At 65.0% G+C, this 20,844-nt stretch carries 16 protein-coding genes and 1 riboswitch; of the genes, 3 read left to right on the top strand and 13 right to left on the bottom strand.

Translation table 11 applies throughout. From position 1 onward, the window contains the following. Positions 1–2: 2 nt before the first annotated feature. Together CFE42_RS10560 and CFE42_RS10565 are read right to left on the bottom strand one after the other, a co-directional pair. Positions 3–953 carry an NAD(P)-dependent oxidoreductase gene (locus tag CFE42_RS10560; RefSeq protein ID WP_004627896.1) on the bottom strand — a complete coding sequence of 317 codons (951 nt, stop codon included), beginning with the start codon at positions 951–953 and terminating at the stop codon, positions 3–5. Further along, positions 953–1,651: a demethylmenaquinone methyltransferase gene (locus CFE42_RS10565; RefSeq protein ID WP_004627897.1), complete on the bottom strand. Its 699-nt coding sequence runs from the start codon at positions 1,649–1,651 to the stop codon at positions 953–955. The genes CFE42_RS10560 and CFE42_RS10565 overlap by 1 nt, the downstream gene beginning before the upstream one ends. Before the next feature lie 169 nt (positions 1,652–1,820). On the opposite strand from CFE42_RS10565, the gene CFE42_RS10570 reads away from it, so the two are divergent. Further along, positions 1,821–2,531 carry a helix-turn-helix domain-containing protein gene (locus CFE42_RS10570; protein WP_004627900.1) on the top strand — a complete coding sequence of 237 codons (711 nt, stop codon included), beginning with the start codon at positions 1,821–1,823 and terminating at the stop codon, positions 2,529–2,531. Between the two features lie 38 nt (positions 2,532–2,569). Here the strand turns inward: CFE42_RS10570 and CFE42_RS10575 are convergent, their stop codons facing one another. Continuing rightward, positions 2,570–3,850: a voltage-gated chloride channel family protein gene (locus CFE42_RS10575; protein WP_004627901.1), complete on the bottom strand. Its 1,281-nt coding sequence runs from the start codon at positions 3,848–3,850 to the stop codon at positions 2,570–2,572. A gap of 77 nt (positions 3,851–3,927) precedes the next feature. Continuing rightward, positions 3,928–4,005, bottom strand: a riboswitch (Fluoride riboswitch). A gap of 327 nt (positions 4,006–4,332) precedes the next feature. On the opposite strand from CFE42_RS10575, the gene CFE42_RS10580 reads away from it, so the two are divergent. After that, positions 4,333–5,826, top strand: coding sequence for an acyl-CoA synthetase (locus CFE42_RS10580; RefSeq protein WP_004627904.1), 1,494 nt, complete (start codon positions 4,333–4,335; stop codon positions 5,824–5,826). 27 nt (positions 5,827–5,853) lie between these two features. Here the strand turns inward: CFE42_RS10580 and CFE42_RS10585 are convergent, their stop codons facing one another. The 7 genes from CFE42_RS10585 to CFE42_RS10615 form a co-directional block, all read right to left on the bottom strand. Next, positions 5,854–7,623 (bottom strand): phospholipase D-like domain-containing protein, encoded by a 1,770-nt coding sequence (locus CFE42_RS10585; RefSeq protein ID WP_004627906.1) that lies wholly within the window; start codon positions 7,621–7,623, stop codon positions 5,854–5,856. A gap of 353 nt (positions 7,624–7,976) precedes the next feature. Continuing rightward, positions 7,977–9,128, bottom strand: a complete 1,152-nt coding sequence (locus CFE42_RS10590; RefSeq protein ID WP_004627907.1) for an enoyl-CoA hydratase/isomerase family protein — start codon at positions 9,126–9,128, stop codon at positions 7,977–7,979. Further along, positions 9,125–9,922, bottom strand: a complete 798-nt coding sequence (locus CFE42_RS10595) for an enoyl-CoA hydratase (protein ID WP_004627909.1) — start codon at positions 9,920–9,922, stop codon at positions 9,125–9,127. The genes CFE42_RS10590 and CFE42_RS10595 overlap by 4 nt, the downstream gene beginning before the upstream one ends. After that, the gene (mmsB, locus tag CFE42_RS10600; protein WP_004627911.1) at positions 9,922–10,815 is read right to left on the bottom strand and encodes a 3-hydroxyisobutyrate dehydrogenase; all 894 of its coding nucleotides are present in this window, start codon (positions 10,813–10,815) and stop codon (positions 9,922–9,924) included. The genes CFE42_RS10595 and mmsB overlap by 1 nt, the downstream gene beginning before the upstream one ends. A 19-nt stretch (positions 10,816–10,834) precedes the next feature. Then, positions 10,835–12,382: a CoA-acylating methylmalonate-semialdehyde dehydrogenase gene (locus tag CFE42_RS10605; protein ID WP_004627913.1), complete on the bottom strand. Its 1,548-nt coding sequence runs from the start codon at positions 12,380–12,382 to the stop codon at positions 10,835–10,837. Between the two features lie 66 nt (positions 12,383–12,448). After that, positions 12,449–14,143 (bottom strand): AMP-binding protein, encoded by a 1,695-nt coding sequence (locus tag CFE42_RS10610; protein ID WP_004627916.1) that lies wholly within the window; start codon positions 14,141–14,143, stop codon positions 12,449–12,451. 61 nt (positions 14,144–14,204) lie between these two features. Continuing rightward, complete coding sequence (locus CFE42_RS10615; protein WP_004627918.1) at positions 14,205–15,338, bottom strand: acyl-CoA dehydrogenase; 1,134 nt, start codon at positions 15,336–15,338, stop codon at positions 14,205–14,207. Positions 15,339–15,509: 171 nt separating this feature from the next. Here CFE42_RS10615 and CFE42_RS10620 point away from each other — a divergent pair, with 171 nt between their 5' ends. After that, positions 15,510–16,520 carry an AraC family transcriptional regulator gene (locus CFE42_RS10620; RefSeq protein ID WP_004627919.1) on the top strand — a complete coding sequence of 337 codons (1,011 nt, stop codon included), beginning with the start codon at positions 15,510–15,512 and terminating at the stop codon, positions 16,518–16,520. Here the strand turns inward: CFE42_RS10620 and CFE42_RS10625 are convergent. The 3 genes from CFE42_RS10625 to cphA form a co-directional block, all read right to left on the bottom strand. Then, the gene (locus CFE42_RS10625; protein WP_004627921.1) at positions 16,517–17,029 is read right to left on the bottom strand and encodes a GNAT family protein; all 513 of its coding nucleotides are present in this window, start codon (positions 17,027–17,029) and stop codon (positions 16,517–16,519) included. The two genes, CFE42_RS10620 and CFE42_RS10625, sit on opposite strands and share 4 nt — an antisense overlap. Continuing rightward, positions 17,026–17,640 carry a flavin reductase family protein gene (locus tag CFE42_RS10630; RefSeq protein ID WP_004627923.1) on the bottom strand — a complete coding sequence of 205 codons (615 nt, stop codon included), beginning with the start codon at positions 17,638–17,640 and terminating at the stop codon, positions 17,026–17,028. The genes CFE42_RS10625 and CFE42_RS10630 overlap by 4 nt, the downstream gene beginning before the upstream one ends. Positions 17,641–18,252: 612 nt before the next feature. Further along, a complete protein-coding gene (gene cphA / locus CFE42_RS10635) occupies positions 18,253–20,820 on the bottom strand; it encodes a cyanophycin synthetase (RefSeq protein WP_004627924.1) in 2,568 nt (855 codons plus the stop codon). Positions 20,821–20,844 lie beyond the last annotated feature (24 nt).

A 20,844-nucleotide genomic window follows, 5' to 3' on the forward strand; every position in this document is an offset into this window, starting at 1 on the left:
CATCACGCCGCCGTGCTGGCACGTTCCTCGATCACTGCGAGCACATTGGCCGCGGCGCCCTTACCCATGTTCACGTAGGCCGCGTCGCTCACGCCGCCGATGTGCGGCGACAGGATGATGTTCGCAACGCCCTGGAACGGGTGCGGTGCGGTCATCGGTTCCACGTCGAAGCTGTCGAGCCCCGCTGCACGGAGTCGGCCGTTGGCCAGCGCTTCCACCAGCGCGGCTTCGTCAATGAGGCCGCCGCGCGCCGTGTTGACCAGAATCGCGCCGGGCTTGAAGCAGCTGAACGCGTCGCGGTTCAGCATCTTGCGGTTCTCGGCGGTCAACGGGCAGTGCAGCGACACCACATCGGACTGTGCGTACAACTCGCCAAGGCTCACCAGCTTGACGCCTGCGGGCGCTTCCTTTGCGTACGGGTCGAATGCGATAACGTGCATACCGAACGCCAGCCCGATCACGGCAGCCCGGCGCCCGATCGCACCCAGACCGACCAGGCCAAGCGTGCGGCCATCCAGTTCGACCGACTTGTGCGTCGCCTTGTCCCAATGCCCGGCACGCATGCGCGCGTCGAGCTGCGGGACGGACTTTGCGCATGCGAGGATCAGCGCCCACGCATGCTCGGCCACAGCAGCCGCGTTGGCCCCCACCGCGGCACGCACCGCAATGCCACGCGCCGCGGCAGCATCCTGATCGATGACGTCGATACCGCTGCCGTGCTTGGAGATCACCTGCAGGTTGCCGGCGGCTGCATCCATGATGCGGGCGTTGATCTTGCCGTAGCGCACGATGATCGCCACCGGCTTGTGCCGTGCGCAGAGCGCGACGATGTCGTCTTCGGTGGGCTGCTTGCCGGCAAACACGACTTCAAAATCGCCCAGCATCTCCAATGCTTGCGGTGCCAGGTCAGCCGCCGTGACGAGCAGGACAGGCTTGGTTGCAGTCGTGCTCATTACAGTGCCTCGCCTTCGGCCAGCATGCCTGCGGCGCGCAGTTCCTTCTCGAGCCAGCCGGGGCGCGTATCGCCCTTGCGGATCGCCGCAATGCGGGCCGCTTCGGCGTCCACCTTTTTTTGTGCGAGCACGAGAATGCGCTCAACGTCGGCACGCGGGATCACGACCACGCCATCTGCATCGCCCACCACCAGGTCCCCGGGGTGCACCGTCGCGCCGGCGGCGGACACGGGCAGGTTCACGCGGCCAGCAACGCTCTTGGTCGGCCCGCACGGGTTCAAGCCGGCAGAGAAAATCGGGAACGTGCCATTCGCCAACTCGTGCGAATCGCGCACCGCGCCGTCGATCACAAAACCGGCGATGCCGGTGGCGTGCGCCTGCGTGGCCATGATTTCGCCGATCAGCGCGCAACTCTGGTCACCCTTGCCGTCCACCACAATCACATCGCCGGGCTTGGCGACTGCCAGGGCGGCATGGATGGCGAGGTTGTCGCCCGGGCGAACTTCGACCGTTACAGCCGGCCCGGCCACTTTCATGGTCGGCGCGAGCGGTTTGACGCGACAGTTCAAGGTGCCGCGGCGGCCGGCAACGTCGGCCAGGATGGCCGCCTGAAAGCGGGCAGCCGCCTCGACCAGCGCGGGGGAAACGCGTTCGATATCGCGAACGATGGCGGAAGTGTTGTGCGAAGGGGTACTCATGAAAAACCTGCCTCAGACTGTGATGTTTTACTGTGTAAAACTGCGGTGTACTAAGTGAAATCACTATAGCCACGGCAAGCGGGTCGATCCACTAGCGTTTACCCTTCCGCCAGATACAACAGCGTTGTACATAGTACAATTGTGCCGTTCGGAGTTCGGGGATTCGGAAATGGGGAATGACGGCGTTGCCGCAGTAGAAAAGGCGCTGGCCTTGCTGGATTGCTTCAAGCCGGGGGCGGAAGCCTTGTCGCTCGCAGCCTTGGCGCAAGCCTCGGGCATGCACAAGACCACGGTGTATCGGCTGATGAACTCGCTGGAGCGCATGAGCTATGTCATCCGCTCCGAGTCCGGCGCGTACTCGCTCGGGCCACGCCTGCTGTATCTCGGCAAGCTCTACGAGCAGTCGTTCCACTTGTCTTCCGTGGTGGAACCGGTGCTGCACGCGCTGGCGGCCGCCACCCGAGAGAGCGCATCGTACTACGTCGTCGATCACGGCCGGCGGCTGTGCCTGTTCCGCGCCGAGCCCTCGGAAGGCCTGCGTGAGACGCGGCTGCCCGGCACGTCGCTGCCGCTGGACGACACGGCCATCAGCCACGTGCTGCGTTACTGGGGGCTGGGTGAAGCGCTGTATGACGAAACACCCAAGCTGCCGCTGTTCACCTCGGGCGCGCGGGACCAGCACACGGCGGCGTTTGCCACGCCCATCTTCGGTTCCGGCGACAAGTTCATGGCTGCGCTGACGCTGTCGGGCGCAGCCTCCCGGCTGGAAGCGGCACGCACCTCTGGGGATGTCGTCGCGAAGCAGTTGCAGGCGGCGTCCGACCTGTCGCGCAAACTCGGCGCAAGTGCGGCGTTGTGCGAACGCTTCTACGGTGTTTGAGTGAGGACGCTGCTTGAATCCGAGCGCGCATCGCAGTGCTAAGGGCGCTCGGCTGACTCGGCCGGAACCTGCCCTGCCGGCGCTGCTTCGGTAGGGCGCTTCGCATGGCCGATGCGCTGCGCATGATAGATGCCGGTGTGGCCTGAGAAGAGATAGCTCACCACGCAGGCAATGCCAGCAAATGTGCCGACTTCGGGGCCGAAGAGTTCCATCGCCATCAAGGTCGACGCGATGGGCGTATTGGCGGCACCCGCAAACACGGCAACGAACCCAAGGCCCGCCAGCAGCGGGAAGGGCAACGGCAGCACGTAACCCAACGCATTGCCCAGCGTGGCGCCGATGTAGAACAGCGGCGTGACCTCACCGCCCTTGAAACCGGACGCCAGCGTCACGATGGTGAAGGCCGCCTTGCCGGCAAAGTCGTAGGCGGGCAGCGGATTGTGGAACGCATCCACGATGACCGGAATGCCGAGGCCGAGATATTTGTCCGTCCCCAGCGCCAAGGCCGCCGCCACGACCACGCTGCCGCCCAGCACGGGGCGGAGCGGCCCAAAGGCGATGTGACGCTTCAACAGGCGGCTGAGCCGGTGCGTGAGCGCCGCGAACGTCATGCCTGCCAGACCGAAGACGATGCCGGCCACCACGACCAGGCCGATCGCGACGGGCGTGAGATGCGGCACAAACGGAATCGCATACGGCGTGTGGTGCACGCCCAGCAGCGGTGGCACCAGGTCGCCCACGATGGCCGCGATGAAGCACGGCAGGATCGCGTCATAGCGCAAACGGCCGATCGCAAGCACTTCCAGTCCAAATACGGCACCGGCCAGCGGCGTGCCGAACACCGACGCGAAACCGGCGCTGATGCCCGCCATCAGCAAGATGCGCCGGTCCGCCGGGGCCAATGAGAACAGCCGCGTCAGGTAATCAGCAAAGCTGCCGCCCATCTGCACGGCCGTGCCTTCACGCCCGGCTGACCCGCCAAAGATGTGGGTGACAACGGTGCCCAGCAGGATGAGCGGCGCCATGCGCTTGGGGACGACACGCTTGGGGTCGTGGATCTCGTCGATGAGCAGATTGTTGCCGCCTTCCACCGAGCGCCCCGTGTAGTGGTAGAGCAAGCCCACGGCCAGCCCCGCCACGGGCAGGAACCACAGCAGCCAAGGGTGTGCGGTGCGCGTGTTGGTTGCCCAATCGAGCGCCATCAGCAACACCGCAGAGCCAAGCCCGGCGAGCATGCCGACGAGCGAACCGAGCGAGAGCCAGCGCAGCAGATACCCGAACATGAGCAGCGGCTCGGAGCGTGTAGCCATTTTCTTCATGATGACCAGATTCGAAGAACTCAAACCTGAGCGACAGAACGTCGTTTGGGCGCGTGCCTACAACTTCCTTCGACCAGGAACTTGTAGGCATCATCAGCCGGTTGCGTGATCCGCAGACCGGCGGTTAAGGGAGGCATGCCATCTCCACAACGGGGCGCATTGTGCCTGAAGGCGGCCGCGGTCACAACCGGGCACAATCGCGCGCGCCCGAGAAAAAGGCCCGCCTCGCATCACACCGGGCGGGCTTTTTGGCTTCAGGCATGCATCTTACTGCCGCAGACCTTTCACGCGGTCTGCGGTGATATCGGCGGGTTGCCCCTCAAACCGAATTCCGGTGTCACGGCTCACGCGGCCAAGGAGAGCGTTGTCCAATCGCATTCACCAGTGTGCGAAATTCGCCGTGGATTGTTCAATACTGTTCGATCCGGCATGCTGCATGGATTAAGCAACCGTCCCCAAGAGACCTCGCGCAGGAGACACACATGACCGCCCACCTGATCTTCGACGATCGCCCGACCGATGCCGAAACGCTGCTCGCGCGCGGTGCCGCCCTTGCCGGCGGTTTGCGCCGCATGGGCGTGCAGGAGGGCGACGTGATCGGCGTGCTGCTGCGCAATGCACCTGCCTACATCGACGTGATGCACGCCTGCCGCATCGCAGGGTGCTACTTCTGCCCGATCAACTGGCACTTCACGCCGGCCGAGGTGGAGTTTCTCGTGCGCGATTCGGGCGCCAAGGTATTGATCGGCCATCGCGACCTCGTCGATGCGGCAGAACCGCTGCTACCGGCCCAAGTGCAGCTGCTGCGCGTGGATGCAGAAGGCACCGACCGCGCCGACGGCTATGCCAACTGGCTTGCGCTGCAGACGCCGTACGACGGGCCGATCGTTTCTCCGCGCGGGCACATGGCCTATACCTCGGGCACCACGGGGCGGCCCAAGGGCGTGGTACGCCAGGCCGTTCCGCTCGATCAGCTCGAGGCGCATCTGCAGAAGGCACGCGCCGTGGTGGCTGCAACGTTCGGCATCGTGCCGGGCTGCCGTGCGCTGGTGCCCGCCCCGCTCTATCACAGCGCGCCGAGCCTCTTTGCCCAGCAAGCCGCCCAGATGGCGGAGGTGCTGGTGGTGAACGCGCGCTTTGATGCCCTGCGCGTGCTGGAGCAGATCGAGCGCTACCGCATCGACACGGTCTACTTAGTGCCGATCATGTATGTACGCCTGCTCAAGCTGACCGACGAAGAACGCAGCCGCTACGATCTGTCTTCGCTGCGCTTCGTGGCGTCCACGGGCGCACCCTGCGCGCCGGAGATCAAGCGCCGCATGATCGACTGGCTCGGCCCCGTCATCTACGAAACGTATGCGTCGAGCGAGACCGGCATGATCACGGTGATGGACCCGCGCGACGCAGCCGCCCGCCCCGGCAGCGCCGGCCGCCCCGTGTGCGACGCACGCGTGCGCATCCTGCGTGAAGACGGCACGCCCTGCCCCACCGGAGAGATCGGCCTGATCTACAGCCACCAACCCGCCTATCCCGATTTCACCTACCGCGGCAACGACGAAGCACGCAGCAAGATCGAGCGCGACGGCCTGGTCACGCTCGGCGACATGGGCTACCTCGACGCGGACGGCTATCTGTATGTGTGCGACCGCGCGTCGGACATGGTCATCTCGGGCGGCGTCAACATCTACCCGGCCGAGATCGAACATGCGCTGCTGCGCCACCCCGATGTGGTCGACTGCGCCGTCTTCGGCGTGCCATGCGATGAATACGGCGAACGCCTTGTCGCGGTGGTGCAGACCGAACGCGAAGACCTGCAAGCCGAGCCCGTGATCGAATGGCTGCGCGGTCAGATTGCCGGCTTCAAGATCCCGCGCCAGATCGAGTTCACCACAGCGCTGCCGCGCGACGACAACGGCAAGATCGCCAAGCGCCGGCTGCGCGATGCATGGTGGAGCGACCGGCAGCGGCGCGTATAAAGGCGCACGAACCGCAGCCGGCACCGATCACGCGACAACAGCCTCCAGCGCTGTGCCGGACTTGGCGAACAGCGTGCGCTCCGTGAACTTTATGTTCTGCGGATCGTAGTACGGGTCGGCCCATGCGCTGGTCGTCTTCAGCACCAGCGGCTTGTCGGCCGTCGCCTTGGATTCGCTTGCGCGGAAGCGGTAGTGGTCGAACAGGCGGATGGCTTCGATCGCGTAGGCCGTGACGATGGCCGGGTCGTAGATGGCGATCAGGCTGTCGCCGTTCTGCTCCTCGCCGCCCTTCGACAGGTTGGACGAGCCGCAGAACACGACAGGCTCGTCACCATTGAAATCGCATACGACAAACTTGTGGTGGATGTGCTGGCCGGTGCCGGCATCCACTTCCTGCTTGAACGGCGCAGGCGCTTCGTCCTTCAAATACGCAAACGACACGGTTTGCGAAGGCACATCGCGACCGGGCGCAAAGGCATCCACACCGCCCTGCTTGTCGATCACGCCCAGCGAGAGCAGCCCGGCCATATGCGGCACCACCTGTTCGAGCGTGGTCAGCATCTTGCCGCCGCCATCGGTGGCCATCACCGCAAACAGCACGGACGAAAGCGCGCCCTTCACTCGGTCGGCCGCCTCCGTTAGCAACGCATCGGTCTGATGCGGTGAAAAGCCGAAGCGCGCACGCGGCGTGCTGCCTTGCGGCACTGCCTGCCAGTCGGCGGCCAGCGCATCGGCGCGGAAGGCAGTCGCCACCTTGCGGCTGCCGGCAGCGTCCTCACCGTACTGGTCGATCCATCCCCACAGACGCTCGAACACCTGCGCGTAGAGCTGCGCAGCGTCTTGCTCGAACACCAGCACGCTGTTGGCCTGCACGTACAGGCCGCGCAGCGAGAAGTTGGCCGAGCCAGCGAGCACACGAACCGGCTTGCCGGCAGCATCACGCAGCAGGATCGCCTTGTGGTGCTGGAAGCGTGCCAGGTGTGTGCGGCGGACGTCGGCACCGGCCTGCTTGAAGTATTCAGCGGCCTGCGTCTCAAATGCGTCGTCGGTGCCATGGCCAGTGGCGTTGGCGCCGGTGCCGACGGAGTTGTCCTGAATCACGCGGACCTTGCGACCGTTCTGCGCAAGCCACGCAATCGCACGAATGATGTCAGGCTCGTCCAAGTCATAGGCGAGCACGTCGATACCGTAGCCGTCGGACGCGTGGCACTGGTTCAACAGATCGATGATGAGGCGGCGGCCGGTGGCGCCCAGATAGGCGTACTTGTCCTGATACGGCTGCGTGTCGTACAGCAGCGGCGACTTTGTCTGCGCGCGCTTGTCCGGCGCCAATGCCGTGTTGCCGCCGTAATGATCGATGAACGCCTGCGACGACACATACCCGCGCACCATGCCCACGGTGGCCCAGTCGCTCATCGGTTGCTGCAGCGTGACGGTGACGATGCGCGTGGCGCGCGTCTCCAGTTGCACGGGATTCGTCGACACGAAGTAGCGCGCGTGCACGGTGTAAGCCAGTTGCGCGGCAGCATGCGGCGGAAAGTGGACCCAGTGAAACGACTGGAACGGCGCGTCGATGGAATCGGCGTACTTGCCGGCCTTCAGCGGCGCGTCTGCATGGATGGGCGTGTCGAAAGTCAGCCGGTTGGGCACCCAATATGGCGCCCCGCCCTGCGGCGTGCATTGAATGGCAAAACCGGCCAGATCGGCGCGATCGGCATCGGCCACATCAAAGGCGAACAGCACCGCACTGTCGCCCTGATACACCTTCACCTGGAATGAATCGACGGATGTCGCCATGGGAGGAGCCTCCTTGGGGTGGCAATGCATCCGGCCAGTTAGCACCGCGATTGTGACAACAGTCTGACGGAGGGTACCAAAACCTAGCTGCCATGCGGGTTGGCAAGCGGCGACTTCAAAGCGGTTTCAATCCGATCTGCAGATCGGCCAACACGCATGTGCCCCATAAAGCAAAAAAAAACGCAGCGGAAGCCGCTGCGTACGATGAGAACGTGAGGGGTGACCTCTCCTCGCCCGTGTAAGTTACACGTAAGTTATGACAGAAATTTGTCACGAAACGGACTTACTGCCCCCGGCGGACGGCATCAAATGGCGCATCCGTTGCTTTTGGGGCATTCCAGTCACATGACGATTCAGCAAAGCCACGCCAACGGATGCCGCTCCGCCCGCCAGGGCGACGTCAGAAAATGCCGTACCCGCTCAGGCCGCACCTGCGGGAGCGTGGCGGGCGCCCAGCCAGGGCGGTGATCCTTGTCCACCAGATGCGCGCGCACGCCTTCGCAGAAATCGCCTTCCTGGATTCCGCGCGCAACGATGCCCAATTCCATCTGAAAGCACTCCGCCAGCGACAACTGCCGGCCACGCAGCAACGCTTCGCGCGTGACATGCAGCATCGTCGGCGAATGTGTGGTCATGGCTTCAAGCGTCGCCTGAAGCCATTGGCGCGGCTCCCGTGCCTGTTCGCGCTCCAGGCTCTCGCGCAGCGTGGCGACAATGCGATCGACCGACGAACGGCGGTCGAAATAGCGCTGCACCCACGGCGTCGCCTGTGCCAGCGGCGCGTGCGGAACAATGTTGCACGGCGGCTCGAACACGCGGCGCAAGGCCTGCATGAGATCGCCATCGTGCGGCATGCGCTGCAGGCGGTCTTCGAATGAGGCAAGCCATTCGGCAGGCACGCACACATCGGCCAGGTGGCAATGCAGCGCGTCGGCGCCGGTCAGCGTTACGCCCGTGAGGCCGACATACAACTCAAGCTCCGGCGACATCACGCTCAAAAAGCGCGTAGCACCCACGTCGGGCAGAAAGCCGATGCGCGTTTCCGGCATCGCCATCTTCGTGCGCTCGGTCACGACGCGCAGCCTTGCGGCCTGCCCAAGGCCCATGCCGCCGCCCATGGTGACGCCGTCCATCAGCGCAACGATGGGCTTCGGAAACTGGTGCAGCGCGTAGTCGAGCCGGTATTCGTCGACGAAGAATTGCAGCCAGCCGTCGTCGCCGTCCATGCGGCCCTGTTGCGCAAGCTGATAGAGCGCGCGCACATCGCCGCCGGCGCAGAAGCCTTTCTGGCCCGCGCCGCGCAGCACCAGCGCGGCAATGCCGTCGTCATGGCGGCATTGCTCCAGCAGCGTGGCCAACTGGCGCACCATGCCGTGCGACAGCGCGTTCAGCGCAGACGGCCGGTTCAGGGTGATGACGGCCACGCGGTTCACCACACGCATCAACACCTCGGGCTCGGCAGCGGCGGCCTGGGGCGGCGCCGTCTCCAATTGGACGGCGCTCATTGCCGCGTCTCCGATTCGTGCGTGGAATGCCAGCGCGGCGCACGCTTCTCCAGAAAGGCGTTCACGCCTTCGCGCTGGTCCGGGTGGTCAAACAGATCGACAAAGCGCTCACGCTCGACGGCCAGCGCCGCGCCGCGCGGCACGCCGTTGCGCGCCTGATGGATGAGTTGCTTGCTGAAGGTGACGGCTTGCGGGCTCAACGTTGTCACACGCAGCGCCATGGCGATGGCGGCTTCGCGCGCGGCCCCCGTTTCCACGACCTCTTCCACCAGTCCGATACGCAAGGCCGTCTGCGCGTCGACGCGCTCGCCGGTCAGGATCATGCGCTTGGCCCAGCCCTCGCCCACCAGCCAGGGCAGCGTCTGCGTGCCGCAACCGCAGCACAGCAGGCCGACGGCCGTTTCTGGCACGGCCAGCTTGGCGTGTGCCTCGGCGATGCGGATGTCGCATGCGAGCGCGCACTCCAGGCCGCCGCCCATCGCAAAACCGTTGATGGCGGCGATCACCACCGGGCGCGCATTCTGCAGCGCCTCGAACGCGGCACCGAAACGTGCAGCGGCCTCGCGCGCCACATCGCGGTCGCCATCGGCAAAGGTGTTGAGGTCTGCGCCTGCGCTGAAGAACTTCGGACCATCGCCGGTGACGACGAGGGCGCGCACGCGTGCATCGGCGTTCAATCGTTCGACGGTGCCTTGCAGTTGCAGCAGACCTTCCGGCGTGAACGCGTTGGCTGGCGGACGCTTGAGCGTCAGCACCGCGACGGTGCCCTCATGCAGCGTTTCCAGTTCGATCATCACGCCGCTCCGTCTTTCCGATACAGCTTGATGACGGCGGAGAAATCCAGCTTGCCATCGCCCTTGCTGCTCACGGTTTGATACAGCTGCTGTGCCAACGCGCCAAGGTAGACCGGCTGTCGGACGGACTTTGCTGCGTCACCGGCCAGTCCCAGATCCTTGAGCATCAGGTCGGTACCAAAGCCGCCCGTGTAGCCGCGCGAAGATGGCGCGGTGTCGATCACGCCGGGGAACGGGTTGTAGGTGTCCGAACTCCAGCACCGACCCGTCGACGTGTTGATGATGCCGCCCAGCACCTTCGGGTCGATGCCCAGCGCCTCGCCCAGCGACATGGCCTCGGCCACGCCAGCCATCGTGATGCCGAGCACGAGGTTGTTGCAGATCTTCGCGCCTTGCCCCGCGCCGGTGTCGCCGCAATGCACGAGGTTCTTGCCCATGGCGGAAAGCACAGGACGCACCTGCTCGAACGCCTGTGCAGTGCCGCCCACCATGAACGTCAACGTGCCGGCTGCCGCGCCGCCCGTGCCGCCCGAGACCGGTGCATCGACAAAGGTGTTGCCGTGCTCGGCCGCCAGCGCGGCAAACGCCTTCACGCTGGCCGGGTCGATGGTGCTCGAATCGATGATGGGCACGCCCTTGGCGATGCCCGCCAGCACGCCGTCTTCTGCCGTCAGCACATGGCGCACATGAGCCGCAGCAGGCAACATGGTGATCACGGTCTCCGCGCCCGTCACGGCGTCCTGGGGGGACACAGCGGCCACGGCACCGGCTTCCACCAGCGCGCCCACTGCCTGCGTATTCAGGTCGAACACGCTGAGCACATGGCCTGCCTTGAGCAGATTGCGCGCCATGGGGGCGCCCATGTTTCCCAAACCGATGAATGCGATTTTCATGACAACACTCCGGGAGCGATTAGCGCAGGCTGATGGTGGTATTCACGCCGCCGGCATCGACCGCGTCGTCAAACCAGCGCGCCGTTACCGTTTTCGTTTGCGTATAGAACTGCACGACCTGTTTGCCGTACGGGCCCAGGTCGCCCAGCTTGGAGCCGCGCGAGCCAGTAAAGCTGAAGTACGGCACGGGCACCGGAATGGGAATGTTGATACCGACCTGCCCGACGTCGATCTCGCTCTGGAACTTGCGTGCTGATGCGCCGCTCTGCGTGAACAGGCCCACACCGTTGCCGAACGGGTTGGCGTTGACCAGCGCAATGGCGTCGTCCAGCGTAGGCACAGTCAGCACCAGCAGCACGGGGCCGAAGATTTCGTTGGTGTAGATGTCCATGTCGGTCTTCACGTCGGTGAAGATCGTCGGGCCGATGAAGTTGCCGTCTTCGTAACCGGCCACGCGCACATTGCGGCCATCGAGCGCCAGCGTGGCGCCCTGCTGCACGCCCGACTCGATCAGGCCGAGAATGCGTTGTTTGGCGGCACGTGACACGACCGGGCCGACATCGGTGCCCGGCTCCACCCCGGCGTTCACCTTCAGCGCCTTGGCTTTCTGCACGAGGTCCGGCAGCCACTGCTGTGCCGCGCCAACCAGCACGACCACGGAGGTTGCCATGCACCGCTGCCCTGCTGCGCCGAAGCCCGCACCCACCAGCGCATTGATGGCCTGCTCGCGGTTCGCGTCCGGCAACACCACGGCGTGGTTCTTGGCGCCCATCATCGATTGCACGCGCTTGCCGTGCTCGCTGCCCAGGCGGTAAACATGCGTGCCCACTGCGGTCGAGCCCACAAACGAAATCGCCTTCACGTGTTCGTGCGTGCACAGTGCATCGACCACGTCCTTGCCGCCATGCACGACGTTCAATACGCCGGGCGGCACACCTGCTTCAAGGGCCAGTTCCACCAGTTGCATGGTCGACAGCGGATCCTGCTCCGAAGGCTTGAGCACGAACGTGTTGCCGCACACGATCGCCATCGGAAACATCCACAGCGGAATCATGGCCGGGAAGTTGAACGGCGTGATGCCCGCGCACACGCCAATCGGCTGGCGCAGCGTGTAGGTGTCGACCGCGCCCGCCACGTTCTCCAGGAATTCGCCCTGCTGCAGCGAGCCCACCGAGCACGCATGCTCCACCACTTCCAGCCCGCGGAAGATATCGCCTTCGGCATCGGGCAGCGTCTTGCCCTGCTCGGCCGTCAGCGTGCGCGCGATGCGCGGCGAGTGTTCGCGAATCAGCGCCTGGAACTTCAGCATGATGCGCATGCGGGCGCCGACCGGCGTGTTCTTCCACGTGGCAAACGCTGCGTGTGCGGAGCGGACGGCCGCGTCCACTTCGCCGGCCGTGGCAAACGGCACGCGCGCCAGCACTTCCTGCGTGGCGGGGTTCACGATGTCGCGCCATTCCTTCGACTGCGATTCGACAAACTCGCCGCCGATCAGCAGCTTGACGGTGGGCGGGGTGTCCTGCTGTGCGGCAGGTTTGGCGGAAGCGAGGGAAGCAATGGCGCTCATGGAAGTCTCCTGGCGAATCGGTATCGGTTGCGGTAGCGGTAACGGGTTCAATGCGGGATGGGCAAATCAGGCGAAGTCTTCTTCCCAGTACTCGCCGGGCAGGCGAGCCGGTTGAGGCGTGCGTTCAAGCTCCAGCCGACGCAGTTCGACGCGGCGAATCTTTCCCGAGATGGTCTTGGGCAGCTCGCTGAACTGCAGGCGGCGGATGCGCTTGTAGGGCGCGAGCTTTTCGCGCGAGAAGAGGAACACGGCGCGCGCCAGTTCAGGGCCGGCCTCGTAGCCTTGGCGCACCGTCACGAATGCTTTGGGCACGGAGAGGCGCAGCGGATCGGAACTCGGCACCACGGCGGCCTCGGCAATGGCCTCGTGCTCAATCAGCACGCTTTCCAGCTCGAACGGGCTCAGGCGGTAGTCGGACGACTTGAACACGTCGTCGGTGCGGCCCACGTAGACGAAGTAACCGTCGTCGCGGCGCATCGCCACGTCGGACGTGTGGTAATAGCCGTTGCGCATGGCCTCGCCCGTGGCCTTGGCGTTGTTGGCGTAGCCCTGCATCAGGCCGAGCGGGCGGTGCGAGAGGGGCAGTACGATTTCGCCTTCGCTGGCTGGCTGATCGTCGTGGTCGACCAGCTCCACGCGGTAGCCGGGCAGCGGGCGCCCGACCGAGCCCGGCACGACCGGCTGGCCCGGCGTGTTGCCGATCTGGCAGGTGGTCTCGGTCTGGCCGAAGCCGTCGCGGATGGTCACGCCCCAGGCGCTGCGCACGCGCTCGATGATCTCGGGGTTCAGCGGCTCGCCCGCACCGACGATCTCGCGCAGCTTGACGGCGTACGAGGCCAGCGGCTCCTGCACCAGCATGCGCCACACGGTGGGCGGCGCGCACAGCGTGGTCACGTTGAAGCGCACCAGCACACCCAGCGTGTCCTTCGGCACGAAGCGCGCGTAGTTGTAGACGAACACGCAGGCCTGCGCATTCCACGGGGCGAAGAAGCAGCTCCACGCGTGTTTCGCCCAGCCGGGCGAGCTGATGTTCCAGTGGATGTCGCCGGGCTGCAGGCCGATCCAGTACATGGTCGACAGGTGGCCGACGGGGTAGCTCTGGTGTGTGTGTTCCACCAGTTTCGGCTTGGACGTGGTGCCCGAGGTGAAGTACAGCAGCAACGGGTCGGTTGCCTTGGTCGGCCCGTCGGGCGCGAACTGCGCCGCCGCGTCGTAAGCAGCGGCCAGGTCGACCCAGCCATCGCGCTGCGCACCCACGGCGATGCGCTTGATGCTCGCATCGACCCCGTCGAACTTGTTCAGCTCCGCCGCATCGACGACCACGCAGTTCGCACCGCCCAACTCAACGCGGTCGCGCACGTCATCCGGCGAAAGCTGCGTCGTGGCCGGCAGCACCACCGCGCCCAGCTTCATCGCCGCGAGCATCACGTCCCACAGTTCGACGCGGTTGGGCAGCATCAGCAGCAGACGGTCACCACGCACGATGCCAAGCTCACGCAGGAAGTTCGCCATGCGCGATGAGCGCTCCGACATCTGCGCAAACGACAGCTTCAACCCTTCGCCCCGCGCGTCATCCACGATCCACAGCGCCGGGTTGTCGTTGCCGCGCGCCATCACATCGAAGTAGTCGAGCGCCCAATTGAACGTGTCCAGCTTCGGCCACGCAAACTCGCGATACGCCCGGTCGTAGTCGGTGCGATGGCGCAGCAGAAAATCGCGCGCTTCCACAAAACCCTGTGCTGCAGATACCGCTTCGTTCATCGTCGTCTCCTGGTCGGCGCGTTTGCGCTCTTTCGTATTCGGTCGATGTGCGCGGTGCGTGCTACACGTGCCGCGCGATCACCATCCGCTGAACTTCGCTGGTGCCTTCGTAGATCTGGGTGATGCGTGCATCGCGGTAGTGGCGCTCGACGGCGTAGTCGGCCAGGTAGCCGTAGCCGCCGTGGATCTGGATGGCGTTGGAGCAGATCTCTTCCGCCAGTTCCGATGCGTAGAGCTTGGCCTGCGAGGCCTCCGACAGGCATGGTTTGTCTGCGCTGCGCAGGCGCGCCGCATGGTGAACGAGCAAGCGCGCCGCATTCAGGCGCGTGGCCATGTCGGCCAGCATGTTGGCGATGGTCTGGTGCTCGCGCAGCGCCTTGCCGAACTGGATGCGCTCATTCGCGTAGTTGCGTGCCGCATCGAACGCGGCGCGCGCAATGCCCACGGCCTGTGCGGCAATGCCGATGCGTCCGCCTTCCAGGTTCGACAATGCGATCTTCAGGCCCTCGCCACGCTCGCCCAGTAGGTTCTCTTCGGGCACGGCGCAGTCCTCCAGCGTGATCGGGCAGGTGTCCGACGCGCGAATGCCAAGCTTGTGTTCGGGCCGGCCGACGTGAAAGCCCGGCGTGTCCGTCGGCACGATAAAGGCGGAAATGCCGCGCTTGCCGGCCTCGGGGTCGGTCACGGCAAACACGATGGCAACGTCCGCCCGCGCGCCGTTGGTGACGAACTGCTTGCTGCCGTTGAGCACCCACTGCCCGTCGCGCAGCACGGCGCGGGTGCGCAGGTTGTTGGCTTCGGAGCCGGCGTGCGGCTCGGTCAGGCAGAACGCGCCGATCGCGCGGCCAGTGGCCAGATCCGGCAGGTAACGCGCCTTCTGCGCCTCGGTGCCGAACTTGAGGATGGGGCCGCAGCCGACCGAATTGTGCACGCTCATCATCGTCGCGCTGGCAGCGCAACCGGCGGCCACCTCTTCCAGCGCAAGCGCATAGGCCACGTAGTCGGTGTACGAACCGCCCCACTCCGCCGGCACGATCATGCCCAGCAGGCCCAGCTCGCCCATCTCGCGCACCACCTCATCGGGCAGGGCGCCGTCACGGTCCCACTGCGCGGCGTTGGGCGCCAGGCGCTCGTTGGCAAAGGCGCGCGCAGCGTCGTGGATCATCCGCTGCTCTTCGGTATAGAAGTCGTCCATCGCTTGGCTCTCGCTTGTTTGCTGACCGGTGCCGCGTGACGCTGCCTGTGCAGGCGCCTTACACTGTGCAGCCTGCGGCGCTCGGGTTCGATCGGGAAAAAGTGTAGGCACGCGGCCGGGCGGCTTCGATGCCCGTCACGATCAACTTGCGTGAGCGGATTTGCCATACCGATGAAAAACAACGAAAAAGGAACCGTCTCGGTCAGCCTCGTCAACGAGGCCGTGACGCGTGCGCGCGCGCATGGCGTGGACATGCAGCCCATCATGGCCGCTGCGGGCATCACGCCGCAGATGCTGGCGCAGCCGCGCAGCCGCGTGTCGTCCGCACAGTACGGTGCGCTGTGGGCCGGTATTGCGCAGGCCATGGACGATGAGTTCTTCGGACAGGATGCGCACCCCATGCGCTGGGGCAGCTTCGTGACGATGACGCAGGCGGCGCTCACGGCGCGCACCGGCCGGCAGGCGCTTGCACGGGCCACGGGTTTTTTGCGGCTGGTTCTGGATGACCTGCATGTACGCGTTGAAGAAGACGATCAGCGTGTGCGTCTCGTGTTCGTGCACCGCAAGGGCACGCGTGTGCCGCCCATGTTCACCTACGCCACGTGGCTCATCATGGTCTATGGGCTGGTGTGCTGGCTCGTGGGGCGGCGCATTCCATTCATTGCCGCGCGCTTCCGGTGCGCCGCGCCGCAGGATGCGCAGGAATATCGTCTGATGTTTTGCGACGACATGGCGTTCAAGCACGATGCGTCGTACGTCGACCTATCGCCCACCTTTCTCGACCTGCCGGTCATTCAGACGGCCGCGTCCATCAAGACGTTCCTGCGCGATGCGCCGGGCAGCTTCATCGTCAAGTACCGCAACCCGGATTCCTTCGCCGCGCGCGTGCGCAAGACGCTGCGCAATCTGCCCGTGGCCAGTTGGCCCGCGTCGGACGCAATGGCGCTCAAACTGAACGTGGCCGAGGCCACCATGCGGCGGCGCCTGAAGCTGGAAGGCCACACGTATCAGTCGATCAAGGACGACCTGCGGCGCGACATTGCCATCGGCCAGTTGCAGGACACGCGCCGCACCATCGCCGACATTGCCGTCGCGGTCGGCTTTGCGGAACCGAGCGCCTTTCACCGCGCCTTCCGCAAATGGACAGGCATGCGGCCAACGGACTATCGGACGGAGCGCTAGGCGTCCAGCCGAAGCGCCATGTGTTCTTCGTCGTAGAAGCGATCACCGACACGCATGGCGCGGCGCTCAATGCCGAAGGTTTCGAAACCCGCGTTGCGATACAGCGCTTGCGCACGCGGGTTTTCGGCGTTCACGCAAAGATGAATCTGCAATACGCGTGCAGCACGCGCGTGCGTAATGGCGGCGTGCAGCAGGCGGCCGGCAATGCCGCCGCGCCGATGTGCAGGGTCAACAAACACGCCCCACAGCACGGCCTTGTGCGCGACTTGCGCAAGCGCTTCACGCCGCAAGCCGGCAATACCGACCAGCTCAGGCCCGGCAAAAGCACCCAACACGATCTGATGATCGGTTGTGCGGATGCGGTTGCGCGTTTCATCAAGCGTGCGCGCAGCCTCTTCATCGTGCGTCGGCCAGATGGCGGTGGGCGCGTCTTGAATGGCCCTCAGGCGCAGCGCCTTGAACGCTGCAACATCCTCATCGATCAACGGGCGGATGGCGATAACGCTCATAGCTGTTTCACCTCGACGGTGAACGCTTCGCCGGTCTCAAAGAATGCACCGCCCGCGAGGTAGTGCAGGGTCTTGCTGCCAGCATCCGTAAAGTGCCAGCGACCGTTGCTGAACAGCGCAGGATCGGCCCAGGCGGCGGTCACTTCTGCGATGAAGAGGTCGTAGCGCTTCTCGTTGTGCGGCTCCGGAATGACGCGGCATTCGAGCCACCCTGCACAACCTGCCACCAGCGGCACGTCGATCGTACGGGCGGGCATGGTGACGAGGCCCAGGGCATCGAACTTGTCGACATCGCGGCCCGAGAGCGTGCCGACCGTCAGCGTGGTCTCGGCAATCGCGCGGGTAGGAATGTTGAGTGCAAACACGCCCGAGCCTTCGATCAACTCACGTGTGAGTGTGCGGCTGTCGACGACGACCAGCACCTTGGGTGGGTCAAAGTCGAGCGGCATCGCCCAGGCGGCAGCCATGACGTTGCGCACGCCGTTGTGGGCGGAGGTGACCAGCGTGGTCGGGCCGTGGTTCAGGAGGCGGTAGCACTTCGCCAGTTCTACCGGGGCTGGCGTGATGGGATTGGGCATGATGGCGAGGGGACTAGGGGGAGGCGTCATCATAGGGTAATGGTGTTGGAGGGGCTGGGGCGTGGTTTGTGCCTTGTTCTTTTGTTGTTGGTCCATCCCCCTTTCGTTCCCTGCCGGGACCGACTCACTTTTCTTTGTCTTGCCAAAGAAAAGTAAGCAAAAGAAAGGCGCGCCCGAGATGGCGACACCCCCTTGAATTTGTGTGACCGTGCGGGGAAGGAGGCAAACTCGCTGCGCTCAGACAGCCTCCTTCCTTGATCCGCCCGCTCACAAAAATTCAAGGCGCCATCAAGGGCTCAACGTCAAAAGAGAAAGGCCAACCCGTCGCGCGGTTGGCCTTGTCGTTTGGGCTGGCGCCCAGAGGGTGTGGCTTTTGTCTTTTGACTTTCCTGCCCTAGATGGCGCCTTGAATTTCTGTTGCAGGGAGGAAAAAGGAAGGGAAACTGTCTGAGCGCAGCGAGTTTTTCCCTTCCCCTCCCTGCGACAGAAATTCAAGGAGGGGGTCGCCATCTCGGGCGCGCATTTCTTTGCTTACTTTCTTTGGGCAAGACCAAAGAAAGTGAGTCAGCCCCGGCAGGGGATGAAACAAGGGATGCACCACAAAAACAAAACCAAAACCCCAGCGAAGTTCACCGGGGTTCTAATCTACTCAGCAACCCGCCGAGCAATATGCTCCAATGCCTCCTCCACCTGATCAATCAAAATCAGGCAGAGGTCCCCCGGCTGCAACCGCCCCAGCGCGGTGTCGATAGCCAGAAATTCACCACGGATTTCATCAACACGGCTCGTGCGTGACGCACCCTGCAACCCTTCACGCAGCAGCGCAAGCACTTCACCATCGGCGCGCCCGCGCTGGCATTGGTCTTCATACAGCACGACATCGTCAAACACGCCGCCAAGAATCTGCGTCTGCTTGCGGATATCTTCGTCGCGGCGGTCGCCGGCCCCGCTGATCACCACCATGCGACGCTGCGCCGGCATGGTGGCTACCGCGTTACACAGTGCCTGGATGGCATCCGGGTTATGGCCGTAGTCGGCGATGAGCGTGGCGCCCTTGTAGTCGAACAGGTTGAAGCGCCCCGGCGCGGTTGCGGCGTCGTTCACAAACGTCGCCAGCCCGCGGCGGATCACCGTCCAGTCGATGCCAAGCGCCCATGCCGCCGCAATCGACGACATCGCGTTTTCCACCTGGAATCCGATCGTGCCGTTGCGCGTGAGCGGAATGTCGGCCAGTGCGATACGCGTTTCGTTGGCACCTTCGGCGGCTACGATCTCGGGGCCATCGACAAACACCACGCGCTTGCCCTGCGCACGGTGCCGCGCCATGGTCGGCAAGCTCGGATCGTGCGCGAAGAAGGTTACCGAGCCGGGGCAGCCGTCGGCCATGCGCGCGACCATCGGGTCGGCGGCGTTGAGCACCGCCATGCCGCGCGGCGCCACGTTCTGCACGATCACGCTCTTGAGCACGGCCAGGTCTTCCACCGTGCTGATGTAGTTCAGGCCCAGGTGGTCGCCTTCGCCCACGTTCGTCACCACGGCCACATCGCAGCGGTCGAACGCAAGACCTTCGCGCAGCAGGCCGCCGCGCGCGGTTTCGAAGACGGCGGCATCGACATCTGGATGCAGCAGCACGTTGCGCGCGCTGCGCGGGCCGCTGCAGTCGCCGGTGTCGATGCGCTGGCCCTGGATGTACACGCCATCGGTGCCGGTCATGCCCATGCGCAGACCGCTGGACGCCAGCAGATGGGTAATCAGGCGCACGGTCGTCGTCTTGCCGTTGGTGCCGGACACCGCCACCACGGGGATGCGGCCGTCGTCGCCATCCGCAAACATCGTCGAGACAATCGCCTCGCCCACGGCACGGCCCTTGCCGTACGACGGCTGCAGGTGCATGCGCAAACCCGGTGCGGCGTTAACTTCCACGATGCCGCCGGCCTGGTCCTCGAACGGCTTGAGCATGGTTTCGCACACGGCGTCTACCCCGCAGATGTCGAGGCCGACCATCTGCGCTGCCGCCACGGCGCGCGCGGCGATGGCGGGGTGCACGTCGTCGGTCACGTCGGTGGCGGTGCCGCCCGTGGAAAGGTTCGCGTTATTGCGCAACACCACGCGCGTGCCCTTGGGCGGCACGGCGTCGGCGCTCAGGCCCTGCTTGGCGAGCGTGGCCAGTGCAATGTCGTCGAAGCGGATTTTCGTGAGCGACGTGGCATGTCCTTCGCCGCGGCGCGGGTCGCGGTTCACTTCGTCGACCAGCTCGCGCACGGTGTGCTTGCCGTCACCGATGACTTGCGGCGGGTCGCGGCGCGCAGCTGCCACCAGGTGCTTGCCCACCACGAGCAGACGGAAGTCATGGCCGGGGATGTAGCGCTCGACGATCACGTCCGAAGAAATGACGGCGGCCGCTTCGTACGCCGTCATCACTTCTTCGCGCGTTCGGATGCGTACGGCCACGCCCTTGCCCTGGTTGCCGTCGCGGGGCTTGACCACGACCGGGCCGTGGATTTCCTGCGCGGCTTCCCAGGCTTCCTCGGCGCTGCGCACCGAACGGCCCAGCGGCACTGGCACACCGGCCGCATGCAGCAGGGCCTTCGTGAGGTCCTTGTCCTGCGCGATCGATTCGGCCACGGCGCTGGTCATGTCGGTTTCGGCGGCCTGAATGCGGCGCTGTTTGCTGCCCCAGCCAAACTGCACCATCGAGCCCTGCGTGAGGCGGCGATACGGAATGCCGCGCACCACGGCGGCGTCGACGATGGAGCCGGTGCTCGGCCCCAGGCGTACGTCTTCGTCCAGCTCGCGCAGGCGGTGCAGTGCATCGTCCAGATCGAACGGCTGGTCGTCGCGGGCGGCCAGGCAAAGTTGGCCAGCCAGCTCGAATGCCAGTCGGCCCACTTCTTCTTCGGTGTATTCGACGACGACCTGATACGTGCCCGGTTCGAGCGTGGGCTCGGTGTGGCTGAACGTCACCGGGCAACCGGCGGCAGCTTGCAGGCCCAGCGCGGCGGCTTCCAGCGCGTGCGCAATCGATGGCGCATCGGCTTCGTCATCGGGGCGCATCGGGCCAATCGCCGGAAAGCGCGCGCGCAGGCGGTCTTCAAAGCCCGGCAGTTCGGCCAGCAATTGGGATTGATCCGAGCAGGCCACGATGGCCTCGATGGCCGTATGGCGGCACCAGAGATTTGGGCCGCGCAAGGCCCGGATACGAGAGACTTCCATGCAATCAGCTTTCCGTTGTGCTTT

The organism is Ralstonia sp. PBBBR1, assembly GCF_002256165.1.
GTDB lineage: Bacteria > Pseudomonadota > Gammaproteobacteria > Burkholderiales > Burkholderiaceae > Ralstonia > Ralstonia thomasii.